Source organism: Bradyrhizobium sp. (assembly GCF_049512235.1).
Taxonomy (GTDB): domain Bacteria; phylum Pseudomonadota; class Alphaproteobacteria; order Rhizobiales; family Xanthobacteraceae; genus Bradyrhizobium.
The window spans coordinates 1-10,848 of sequence record NZ_JBEKXH010000213.1 but is presented as its reverse complement, the minus strand read 5'-3'; the positions used below and the strand labels follow the sequence as shown (position 1 = coordinate 10,848).

Sequence of the window (10,848 nt, the reverse complement as noted above, 5' to 3'; positions counted from 1 at the left end):
GATCTATCCGCAGCAGCCGCGGCGGCGCGCCGGCGTTGATCGCTGGCTGGACTGGACGCTTTCGACGCTGCAGCCGGTCGATCGTCCGGTATTCTGGGCGCTGGTGCGAACCCCGGTCGAGCAGCGCGACATGGTTGCGATCCAGGAAGATGCCGACGCCGAGGCCGTGCAATGGCGCATCGTCGACGCCGAGCTCCTGACCCGGCGCTTCATCGAGGGCGATGACTTTACCCTGGCCGACATTGCGCTCGGCGCCTATGCCAGACGCTGGTTCGGCGTCGAAGGCATCCGCAAGCCGCGCTTCGAGCATCTCGAGCGCTGGTTCGCGCAAGTCGCCGGCCGTCCCGGCTTTGCGCAGTTCGTCGCGCCGCCGATGTCGTGACCACGCCTGGGACAGCAAGTGCACAGCTTGACCGCTACAAGGGCAATCGAGTTGCAAATGGCCTGCTGTTGCCGCTCAACGATATCGGGCGGAGCCGCCGGCCCTGATGCTGCCGCCGATTTTCATGCAGGTTTCGGTGCCGTCGACTTTGGCAAAACCGGGACCATAGGCCGCGCAATTATTGCCGGAGCCTGCCCCCTTGATCGGAAGCAGCGCGCCGGAGTCGCCGGGATTTTCCTGTTTCCTGGCGCCGGTCGGCTCAGCCGCGGCGACCGAGGCCGGCAACATCACTACCATGACGATCGCAACGAGGGTGTTACGCATGCGAGGTCTTTTATCGTCTTCGGCCGGTTCAGGCTAGCGGACAAATTTGACGCCGAACGACTTGCCGCGGCGCCATACCACTTCGCAATTTCGTCCAGATCTGGCGTCGCGGTCAAAACCAAGCCGCAACCGCGCGGGCGGTGTGTCGGGGCCGTCCAGCGTGATCTTGGCTCCGGCGCTGGACAAATCCTCCACCACGCACGGGCGGGCCGCGAATCCTCCCTCCAGGGTGATCCATCCGGACCGTTTCAGTGATTTGCGGGTTTCCCGTTTCGCCTTGGTCTTCGCCATTAGCAGCTCCTTAAGCTTCTTCCGTACCCGGCATGGCTTTAAAAACCGTTTCAAAACTAGGGTTCCGCCGGCTTGCCCGGCCGCGCAAACGCCACTATACGTTCGCCCGCCGCGATCGGGATCGCCAGGGGTCCGGGTCCGGCACGGCGCCACCGCAAGCTCAGCGCGTTGATCTGCCGTACAAATTGTTTGTGACCGCAGCGAAACGGCAATGCCCAACCAGGTCGGCGGTGGGTAACGCAAACGTTTACGCTCCCTTCGTCTATCGGTTAGGACGCCACCCTTTCACGGTGGAGAGAGCGGTTCGATTCCGCTAGGGAGCGCCAAGTTGGCGGAACCAGGCCCCAAGTCGCCCCACCGCCCCCTATCAATGATGACGTCTACCCCAGTGGATCGCAGCCCAGACGCGCTCGTGAAGATAATACCAGGCGATTTTGGTGACGATCTCGAGCCCCGCGATCGATCCCGCGATTTCGATCCTGCCCGTCATGAACCAACTGATCGCAAACGTATCAAACGTCCCCAGGGTCCGCCAACTGATGGCCTTGAGGACCGACCTTGCGTGTGTCTCTGCTCCGCGCAATAGAACCACCGGATCCGACTCCCTGGTTGCCCATGACGCAAAGCCTAACACGCTGCAGAGTCGTGCCCTGCTTATGTCGCAATTGAGCGATGGACTTCAGCTTCGATGTTGTGCATTTTGCGCGAAGAGGTCTGGCAAACTATCTGATTTGATTGATTAAATCCGTGCGCACCTGGGCTCGGCCCAGTGGCATGCACCGAGGAGGAGATTGCAGTGAAATTTGTTGCCGCCCTGGTCGCGATTTGCGCGCTGTCGCAGACCGCGGCCGCCCAGACCCCGGAATGCAAATCGATTTCGAACCCGAGCGCGCGACTGGCCTGCTACGACAAGACCAATTCGACCACGGCGTCCCCTGCTGCCGCCAAGCAGGCCTTGCGGGTTCCTAACGGGAAGAGCGAGGGGGGAACCTATGTCGATCAGATCAGCGCGGAAGACGCGCTGATGAATGCGCAGCTGAAGAACATCTGCCGCGGCTGCTGAGCCGCGATCCGCTTACGATTTTTCGCAAACTCCTTTTCCTGCGGCTTGCGGCCGCATGCGGAGACGTTTTCTGACGCTGGATAAAGCCGAAAAAGCGCATACCTGCCACACCGATGCATCTGCTGGAATCCCTTCCGACCGTCATCGGCACCGCAGCGGTAGCGCCCGCTCTTCTGTTGCTGTGGTTTGTGATCGCCGCCGGTGACCGCCCAGGCTCGCCCGCCAAGGTCTGGATCGCGTTTTTTCTCGGCGCCGCCAGCATATCGCTGCTTGGCGTCGTCCGTGCGCCGTTTGCATCGATGCCAGAAGCGCCTGAAAATACCTGGTTTGCGCTCGCATTGCATTCGATCTTCGGAGTTGCGGCGCCCGAGGAAGCCCTCAAGGTTCTCGTCATCGTCGCCGTTTCGACGCGGCGACGGCCGTTTGCGGATCCGATGGACACTATCGTCTATGGCGCGGCGGCAGGGCTCGGCTTTGCCGCCTACGAAAACCTCGCTTATCTGGTGCAGCATGCGGAGATTTGGCGATCGCTGGCCGCGCTGCGCAGCGTGCTGACCGTGCCATTCCATGGCGCGCTCGGCATCATCGCCGGGGCCTATCTTGCCATCGCCCGTTCCGGCACCGCGCTAGGCGCGCACCGCCATCACCGCGTCTGGGCCCGCATCTCAAGTCACGTTCTGATCCTGCTTGCGCCGTTGGCGTTGCACGCAGGTTTTGATTTCCCGCTGCTGACGCTGCGGCAAAATCCCGACCTCAGTGCATCCGCAAAATCTGTGCTGGGAGTAGCGAGCCTTTCGATCGGATTCGGCTCGATCGGCTTTGCCATGAGGCTGGTACGGCGGGTCAGCCGCCATCAAGCGCCCCGCACCGAAATTGCCCGCGCGCGGCTGAGCCAGCTGCGACGAATGTGGGCGCTGCTGGTGGTGGGGGGGGCCGCGGGTTTTATCGGCCTGGCCTTTGTTTTGACCACGATCCACCACTGGCTGGTCAATCCCGAACGCGATGTGGCGCTTGTTCTCGTCCCCATCGGCCTTGTCTCGATCCTGATCGGCGGCGCGCTGCTGCTGGTGACCACGGCGATCTATGTTTTCGGCCGCAATCGGATCCGCGCGACAGAAGCCGGTTTTTCGTCGGCGCCCGGCCGAGGCTGACTTCATCGTGAATGATGGCCACCTCGTGCTCGCTCAAACCCGCGTCAACGAACAAACTTTATCCCGCAGCATTGGTCGACACTGTTGTATGATAACGGGGCGTTATCCTGCGCTGTCGGTATCGGGAGATAAGCAATGACCATTCCTCAGGACATTACCAGGTTGCAATCCGAAGTGAATGCCGCTGTACGCGAGCATTGGAAGGCTTTTCTGATCGAGGGTATCCTGCTCGTGATTTTGGGGCTTGCGGCGATCATCGTGCCACCGCTTGCGAGCCTCGCCGTCACGATTTTTCTAGGCTGGATGTTTTTGATCTCAGGCATAGCCGGGCTGGCGCTGACGTTCTGGGCGCGGCAGATGCCGGGCTTCTGGTGGTCACTGCTCTCGGCAGCGCTGGCGATCGGCGCCGGCCTCATCCTTTTGGCGATGCCGGTGCAGGGCGCGCTGACCCTCACGATCGTGGTCGGCGCCTATTTCCTCGCCGAAGGCGTTGCCACGATCATGTATTCGCTGGAGCACCGCCGCGAATTATCGGAACGGTGGTCCTGGCTGCTGGTTGCCGGTATCATGGATTTGCTGATCGCAGCCATTATCATCACCGGGCTGCCGGGATCGGCGCTGTGGGCCGTTGGCCTCCTGGTCGGTATCAATCTCTTGTTCGGCGGCATTACCCTGATCGGAATGGCACTCGCTGCGCGCAAAGGTTGATCAACAGCCGCGGCAAATGCTCTTGATCCTGCGGTCGAGCGCGGCATCGTCCGCGTTCAGACGCGCCGGATCGTCTGACGTGGAGTTCGGTACGTCGCTGGCGCGCGGTTGGCGGTGGCCGATGGGTGCCTCCAATACCCCGCCCTTATTCGACGACCCGGCGTCGTTGGCCGCGCCTCCGGATGATCCGGTGCGGCCTCCGGTCTGTGCGATGGCTTCCGGACCAGCCATAAGGACCAGCAGCGCCAATACGGTGAACGTCTTTCGCATCTTGCTCCTCCCGTTTCAGAGAAATGCAGCTCTCGCGCCCGACCGGGAACCTCGATCGTGACGAAATGGCGGCGCCATCAAGGACGATCGGCAATATCGGCGCCCGGTTGTGCGTCTGCTGCCATTCCTCCGCTGCCCTTCCTCCATTTGCCACCTGTTCATCACGGCTTCGGAGGATAGAGATGAACGCCGCCGCAATAATCGGTGACACGGTAGCGCGTTTCCATAGGCGGTTCACCTTCCGGTGAAAAAGAATCTTGCTGTGACAAATAAGCTGGGCCGACCGGCGACTTGCCGTGGCCGCCGGGAATATCCAGCACATAGTCCGGCTGGCATAGGCCGGAGATCCGCCCGCGCAGCGCCCGCATCAGCGCCTGCCCCTGCGCCAGCGTCGTCCGCAGGTGCGCCGTGCCCGGGGCGAGATCGCCGTGATGCAGGTAATAGGGCTTGATCCGGCATTCGACGAATGCCCGCATCAGTGCCTCCAGCGCCACGGCATTGTCGTTGACGCCGCGGAGCAGGACCGACTGGCTCACCATGGGGATTCCGGCGTCGACGATGGCGGCACAGGCGGCGCGAGCCTTGTCGGTCAATTCCCTGACATGATTGGCGTGCAAGGCAACCCAAGTGGTCGCCCCCTTGACCTTCAGCGCCTCGATCATCTCGGCGTCGATGCGGCCGGGATCGGCCACCGGCACCCGGGTGTGGATGCGAATGATCCTGACATGCTCGATGGCAGCAAGTTCCGCTGTGATTTCGGCAAGCCGTCGCGGCGCCAACGTCAGGGGATCGCCACCAGTCAGGATGACTTCCCAGATTTGAGAATGGGCGCCGATATAGTCCAACGCTTCGCGGTAAACCGATTGCGAAAGCGCGGTCGCCTTGCCCGGCCCAACCATCTCGCGGCGAAAGCAAAACCGGCAATACACGGCGCAGACGTGAACCAGCTTGAACAGCACCCGATCGGGATAACGATGCACGATGCCGGCGACCGGCGAAAAAGCGTGATCCCCGATCGGATCGGCATTTTCGCCCGGCGTAGTAACCAGTTCCTCGGCGGTCGGAATGAACTGCCGCGCGATCGGATCGTCGGGATCGCTGGCATCGATCAGCGCCGCCATCTCGGGCGTTACCGCCACCGCGTAGCGCGCCGCGACCCTTTGCAGATCGGGAAGTGTCGCGGCGGGCGCAAGACCGCAGGCGACCAGCTCAGCGGGCTCACGCAAGGTGGCAGTGGTTGAGGGGCTGACGATCCTTCTCATGCCTCACCCGAAGGCGGCATCCATAGCACCTGATCGATCTGCTGCGCGCCGCTCGCCAGCATCACCAAACGATCGAAGCCGAGCGCAACCCCGCTCGCCTCCGGCATCTCGCCGACCGCGTCGAGAAAGTCCTCGTCGAGCGGGTAACGTTCGCCGTAGCGCCGCTGCTTTTCGTCCATGCTGGCCCTGAAGCGCTGGCGCTGTTCGCCTGGGTCGGTCAACTCGCCAAATCCGTTGGCGAGTTCGACGCCGCAGGCATAAAGCTCGAAGCGCTCGGCGACGCGCGGGTCGGAGGCTTTGACACGCGCCAGCGCCGCTTCGGGGACCGGGTATTCGAACAATATCGTCAAACGCCCCTGCCCCAGATTGGGTTCGACATGCTCAACCAGCACCTTGCTGAAAATGTCAGACCAGGTGTCATCATCTGATATCCGAACCCGGCCCCGCGCCGCGGCCGCCAGTCTTGCCCGATCACCCCCGCCATCCGCGATGGTGGCCAGCAGATCGATACCGGCAAAGCGCTCGAACGCCGCGGCCACCGTCATCAGTTCCGGCTCGACAAATGGATCGGCGGTCCTGCCGCGAAACGAAAATCGGCCGATGCCGGTCGCCTGTGCGGCGCCGGCTGTTATGACGACGCTGTCGGCCATGACAGCGTCGTAGGTCGCATCGGCGCGGTACCATTCCAGCATGGTGAATTCGCCCAGATGCAGATCGCCGCGCTCGCGGTCGCGAAATACCCGCGCAAACTCGAAAATCTTCTGCTCCCCTGCCGTCAGCAGTTTCTTGCAGGCGAATTCAGGCGAAGTCCGCAGATACCGTATCGCGCGCTCACCATCGGTGCCGGTCACCTCGGTGCGCAGGGCGTGCAGGTGGGTCTCGTTGCCGGGTGAGACCTGAAGGATACCGCTTTCGACCTCGGCAAAGCCCTGCTCGGCGAACCATGCCCTGGTCGCCGCGGTAATGGCGCGCCGCGCAGCGAGATAGGGCCTGCGGTCGGCGTACCGCTCAGGCGTCCACCAGGACGAAGGCTGGTCAATTCCGGCCATCATCGGATGTCCCCGCAAGGTCCGAGACTGCCGGTATCCCGTTTCCGGAGTTGGTAGACCATCAGGGCATTCCCCGGCACGGCCATCGGAGACACGATAGGCACCGGCAACCCCATGTTTCCAGGGACCACCTTCGATTTGAGCTCGCCGTCCCGGTCCAGCAGCAACTTTGGCCGGAGAGCAAAATGGGCGGCACTAGCTTCAACCGGCAAAATGAGTATGTTGCAGCCCGAAACTGCTTCGCTGGCCGCTGGACGCCGCTGTCCTGATGGGTCCCGGGCCAGAATATCAGGAAAAACAGCTTTGAAAGTCATCGCCAGTTCTATCCGCAAGGGCAACGTCATTGAGCAGGACGGCAAGCTTTACGTGGTTCTGACCGCCGAGAACATCCATCCCGGCAAGGGAACACCGGTCAGCCAGATCGAAATGCGACGAATCAGCGACGGGGTAAAGATTTCCGAGCGCTACAAGACCACGGACCAGGTCGAGAAGGCGACTATCGAGGACCATAACTTCAACTATCTCTATCAGGACGCCGACGGCTTCCACTTCATGAACACCGACACTTACGACCAGGTGCAGGTGCCGAAGGACGTCGTCGGCACGTCCGCGCCCTATCTGCAGGAAAACATGACCGTCAAGCTTTCGCTTCACGGCGTCATACCCGTGGCCATCCAGTTGCCGCAGCGAGCAACGCTGGAAGTCGTCGAAACCGAACCGGTCACCAAGGGTCAGACGGCGTCGTCTTCCTACAAGCCTGCCATCCTCTCCAACGGGGTACGCACGGCGGTGCCTCCGCATATCGGCACCGGCACGCGGATCGTGGTCATGACGGAGGATGGGTCCTACGTTGAGCGCGCAAAGGATTAGCCTGCAGGTAGGGCGTTTTTTCCGAGAGCAGTTGAGAATTTGATCGCAACCAACAGAAGCAGCGTCCGGTTCGCCGGAAAAATGGTCTGGTTCGTCCAGCGATCGCGCTCTCCAAGAAATGTGAGCGCATGAAACCCCCGCGCAACCGCTTACAATTTGGCGGAGCATGCGCGGAGAATTGCTATCTTCCGTTTTCCCGGCTGGCGAGGTCGGCACTGACATCTCTGCTGCTGCTGGTCGCCGGCATTTCGATCCTCCATGCCGGCGAGTTCAGGACGCCGGCGATTTCGGCCGCTCGCGTCGATTGGCTTGCCGCGCTCGACCAACTTCGGTCCGAGACCAATAGCCAGCCGGCGATCGCGTCCGCCTTCACGTTTTCCGGCCACCGCCGCTTGCCTGCGTTCGATCCGCGCTCGAGCCCCGCGCTGGTGCAACTGAACGCCGTAACCTCGCAGATATTCACCGGTATCGGGCAGAGCCCGGTTCCGGTGCTGCTGCCGTTCGACACCGCAGCATTTCTCGAGGCCCGGCTGAACCACCTCCCGGCCAGCCTTTCGGTATCTAAATACCAAGATGATTTCCGTCCAGCCGATCTGTTTGATGCCGGACCGGCTGGCTACGACGCGATATTTTCGCTCGAGCCCGGTGCCGGCGACGGCATGCCGCCGCGAACCTTCGACGGACCGGTCGAGGTACAGATCACCGGCTCGATCCTGACCTACGACATCAGCGATCCCCAGGGCGGCAAGGGCGAACCGGTCAAGGCATTGTCCGCCCAATTCCCGGACCTGCGCCGCTTCATCCGGGAAGGCTATGTTCGTTATGCCTTCACGCGCTTCGGCGTTCCCTACGTGGTGTCGATTCAGTGTCTCGACTCTGCGCCTCGCGCGCGGCGGCTGGCCTGCCGCGAGGCCTATCCAGTCGCCGAGCGCTTCCTGAAGGCGTTGCGCATCGCCGGCGGCCTGCCCTCGCGGCCACGCATGGATATCCCGTCTGCCGTCGCTGAACGGCCGCCAGAGCGGTCGCCTGATTTCACCTATTTTCCGAGCGGCGACATCATCACCAACAGCGGCTTGCACAATCAGGGCGGCCGCGCCGACCTCACCGCTTATTCGCAAATCCGCTTTCCACTCGACAAGATCCCGGCCTTCGTCCACTCGCAATCCTTCGGCAGGCGGAGGTCATCGCTGGCCGGCGATGGCGCCGGCGGCAAGGACAGCTATCCATGGCGGGATAATTTCTGCGAGGCCCGCAGTTTTGGCGTCGGCCAGTGCGCCAGCGGATATGGCCATCAGGGCGACGATATCCGCCCGGGCGTATGTTCGCAGCACGACCAAAGCGAGCCCGATCGCTGCGACCCCAGGCAGCAGGCGGTCGTCGCGGTTCGCGACGGTGTCTTGATCCGCTCACGCCAGCAGCAGTCGGCAACGCTGCAGATCAATACCCGCACCGAACACATCCGCTTTCGCTATATGCACATGAATCCCACCGCCATGGACGCGGACGGGGTTCTGAACGGCCGCAGCGTCGATGAAGGCGAGAAAATCGGCGTGGTGTCGAATTATCTGGACCATCCCAACGGCACCACGCGTCATTTGCATTTCGATGTGCAGGTTTTTACCCGCGACGGCTGGCTCTGGGTCAGTCCCTACGTCACGCTGATCTCGGCCTATGAGCGTTTGATCAGGGGACGCGGCCGCGAGATCGGGCCCGAACTTGCCGCGTCGCCAGCTCTGCAGGAGCAAGCCGCTCGGCCTGCTCCCCAGGAAGGCGGCGATAACTAAGGTTCCATCGACCAGCTTTTACCGCGCCGGCGCCCTCGCCGCGCTAGACTGGCGCTTATGAAACAGCCTGATTCCCTGAGCACACCGACGCGTCGCGCCCTGCTGCAGTCCGGCCTTGCGGCCGGTGCCCTGCTGGCACGGCCGCTGGCCGCCTCGGCCACCGCTCCGCCCGGCTTTGATCAATGGCGCGACGCCTTTCGCCCGCACGCCTTGGCAAAAGGCATTTCGGAGGCGACCTGGACCCGCGTCATGGGGCACCTCGAACCCGACATGTCCGTGTTCAAGCAGCTGCGCAATCAGCCCGAGTTCAACGAGCAGATCTGGCAATACATCAATCGCCGGGTCTCGGACTGGCGCATCATCGCCGGCAAGGAAGCGCTGCGGAAGAACGAAGCGCTGTTGGCGCGGATCGAACAGGAATACGGCGTCGAGCGCGGCACGCTGCTGGCGCTATGGGGTGTCGAATCCGCCTATGGCGATCCCTTGGTGCAGCAGAACCATATGCGGCCGGTTTTTCCCTCGCTCGCGGCGCTGGCCTGGAACGAGCCGCGCCGCCGCGCCTATTGGGAAAGCGAACTGATCAACGCACTCAAGATCGTCGACCGCGGCTGGAGCACGCCGGAGGAAATGCAGGGATCGTGGGCCGGCGCGATGGGGCACACCCAGTGGATGCCGGAAGTCTGGCTCAATGTCGGCATCGATTACGATCATGACGGAAGGGTATCGCCGTTCGGCAAGCCCGACGATGCCCTGGGTTCCACCGCGCGCTATCTGGTCACCAGAGGCAAATATCACCGCGGCGAGCATTGGGGCTATGAAGTCCGCGCGCCCGGTGGCTCGTCCAGCGGCAGTCGCAGCTACGCGGCGTGGTCTGGCGCCGGCGTCACGCGCGCCGACGGCCAGCCCTTTCCGCAGCCGAATGCCGGCGCCCAGATCTGGGTGCCGGTGCCGGGTGGCCCGAGCTTCCTGCTCGGGCCGAATTTTTATTCGGTGCGCAGCTATAATCCGTCGATGAATTACGCGCTGGCGATCTGCCATCTCGGCGACCGCATCCTCGGCGCACCGCCCTTCATCCAGCCCTTCCCCGGTTCGGAGCGCGCGCTGACGCTGGCCGAAGTGCAGGAAATGCAGGTTCGATTGACAAAAGCCGGTTTTGACACCGGTGGGACCGATGGCCGCGTCGGCAACGACACCATGCAGGCGATCCGGGATTATCAGGAGAAGGCCGGGCTGCTGCCTGCGGACGGCTATGGCGGACTGAAGGTGCTGGCGCGGTTGCGGCAGGGCGGCTAGCTGCATCAAGATCCTCGCAACCAGCATGCCCCGCTTATGCCGACAGGCCGCGGATCCTCGTACGCCGCGGCCCGTCGGCTCCATCGTTGATGCATCGGCTACCGGGTCGCCCGCTTGCGGCCTGCCCCCGGGGGGGCGTGCGCCCCCAGTGGCGCGACTGCGAGTAGCGGCGCTTGGTTGCGCCAGGAAACTCTACCGATGCAAATGTCAAACAGCCCATCCCGGACACACGTCAACGCCCCGCGGCGCGAGGCGCCCGGGCTGTTGCCAGGAAACTCATCGCCCTGCAAACAGAGGGCGCGGGGAATGCCGCGATGCCCAGTGGCACCCGCAGCCTCGCGTGCAGAAAACGGCCATCACGCACACGAGTATTCACAGCGAGGCACCGAAACATCCGGCAT

Annotated in this window: 13 protein-coding genes and 1 tRNA gene; 8 read left to right on the top strand and 6 right to left on the bottom strand. The window is 62.9% G+C overall.

All coding sequences use genetic code 11. From position 1 onward, the window contains the following. Window positions 1-382, top strand: a 382-nt coding sequence (locus ABSG20_RS19670) for a glutathione binding-like protein (RefSeq protein ID WP_423866181.1), incomplete at its 5' end; no start/stop codon positions are given. Between the two features lie 75 nt (window positions 383-457). On the opposite strand, the gene ABSG20_RS19665 is transcribed toward ABSG20_RS19670, so the two are convergent. Together ABSG20_RS19665 and ABSG20_RS19660 are read right to left on the bottom strand one after the other, a co-directional pair. Further along, window positions 458-706: a porin gene (locus tag ABSG20_RS19665; protein WP_423866180.1), complete on the bottom strand. Its 249-nt coding sequence runs from the start codon at window positions 704-706 to the stop codon at window positions 458-460. A 33-nt stretch (window positions 707-739) separates the two neighbouring features. After that, window positions 740-997 carry a PilZ domain-containing protein gene (locus ABSG20_RS19660; protein ID WP_423866179.1) on the bottom strand — a complete coding sequence of 86 codons (258 nt, stop codon included), beginning with the start codon at window positions 995-997 and terminating at the stop codon, window positions 740-742. Between the two features lie 251 nt (window positions 998-1,248). On the opposite strand from ABSG20_RS19660, the gene ABSG20_RS19655 reads away from it, so the two are divergent. Then, window positions 1,249-1,323 (top strand) — tRNA-Glu (locus ABSG20_RS19655). A 41-nt stretch (window positions 1,324-1,364) separates the two neighbouring features. On the opposite strand, the gene ABSG20_RS19650 is transcribed toward ABSG20_RS19655, so the two are convergent. Then, on the bottom strand, window positions 1,365-1,589 hold the full coding sequence (locus tag ABSG20_RS19650; protein WP_423866178.1) for a DUF2061 domain-containing protein: 225 nt from the start codon (window positions 1,587-1,589) through the stop codon (window positions 1,365-1,367). Between the two features lie 204 nt (window positions 1,590-1,793). On the opposite strand from ABSG20_RS19650, the gene ABSG20_RS19645 reads away from it, so the two are divergent. The 3 genes from ABSG20_RS19645 (at window position 1,794) to ABSG20_RS19635 (ending at window position 3,919) form a co-directional block, all read left to right on the top strand. After that, window positions 1,794-2,060: a hypothetical protein gene (locus ABSG20_RS19645; protein WP_423866177.1), complete on the top strand. Its 267-nt coding sequence runs from the start codon at window positions 1,794-1,796 to the stop codon at window positions 2,058-2,060. Between the two features lie 113 nt (window positions 2,061-2,173). After that, on the top strand, window positions 2,174-3,211 hold the full coding sequence (locus tag ABSG20_RS19640; RefSeq protein WP_423866176.1) for a PrsW family glutamic-type intramembrane protease: 1,038 nt from the start codon (window positions 2,174-2,176) through the stop codon (window positions 3,209-3,211). A gap of 135 nt (window positions 3,212-3,346) precedes the next feature. Continuing rightward, window positions 3,347-3,919, top strand: coding sequence for an HdeD family acid-resistance protein (locus tag ABSG20_RS19635; RefSeq protein ID WP_423866175.1), 573 nt, complete (start codon window positions 3,347-3,349; stop codon window positions 3,917-3,919). On the opposite strand, the gene ABSG20_RS19630 is transcribed toward ABSG20_RS19635, so the two are convergent. The 3 genes from ABSG20_RS19630 to epmA form a co-directional block, all read right to left on the bottom strand. Beyond that, window positions 3,920-4,189, bottom strand: coding sequence for a hypothetical protein (locus ABSG20_RS19630; RefSeq protein ID WP_423866174.1), 270 nt, complete (start codon window positions 4,187-4,189; stop codon window positions 3,920-3,922). A 161-nt stretch (window positions 4,190-4,350) separates the two neighbouring features. Continuing rightward, complete coding sequence (locus ABSG20_RS19625) at window positions 4,351-5,451, bottom strand: lysine-2,3-aminomutase-like protein (RefSeq protein ID WP_423866173.1); 1,101 nt, start codon at window positions 5,449-5,451, stop codon at window positions 4,351-4,353. Continuing rightward, on the bottom strand, window positions 5,448-6,500 hold the full coding sequence (gene epmA / locus ABSG20_RS19620; RefSeq protein ID WP_423866172.1) for an EF-P lysine aminoacylase EpmA: 1,053 nt from the start codon (window positions 6,498-6,500) through the stop codon (window positions 5,448-5,450). Before epmA ends, ABSG20_RS19625 begins: the two co-directional genes overlap by 4 nt. A gap of 303 nt (window positions 6,501-6,803) precedes the next feature. Here epmA and efp point away from each other — a divergent pair, with 303 nt between their 5' ends. The 3 genes from efp to ABSG20_RS19605 all read left to right on the top strand — a co-directional run bounded on the left by efp (window position 6,804) and on the right by ABSG20_RS19605 (window position 10,447). Continuing rightward, on the top strand, window positions 6,804-7,370 hold the full coding sequence (gene efp / locus ABSG20_RS19615) for an elongation factor P (RefSeq protein ID WP_423866171.1): 567 nt from the start codon (window positions 6,804-6,806) through the stop codon (window positions 7,368-7,370). Between the two features lie 128 nt (window positions 7,371-7,498). Then, on the top strand, window positions 7,499-9,154 hold the full coding sequence (locus ABSG20_RS19610; protein WP_423866170.1) for a M23 family peptidase: 1,656 nt from the start codon (window positions 7,499-7,501) through the stop codon (window positions 9,152-9,154). A gap of 57 nt (window positions 9,155-9,211) precedes the next feature. After that, window positions 9,212-10,447: a lytic murein transglycosylase gene (locus ABSG20_RS19605; RefSeq protein ID WP_423866169.1), complete on the top strand. Its 1,236-nt coding sequence runs from the start codon at window positions 9,212-9,214 to the stop codon at window positions 10,445-10,447. The last annotated feature ends 401 nt before the right edge of the window (window positions 10,448-10,848 follow it).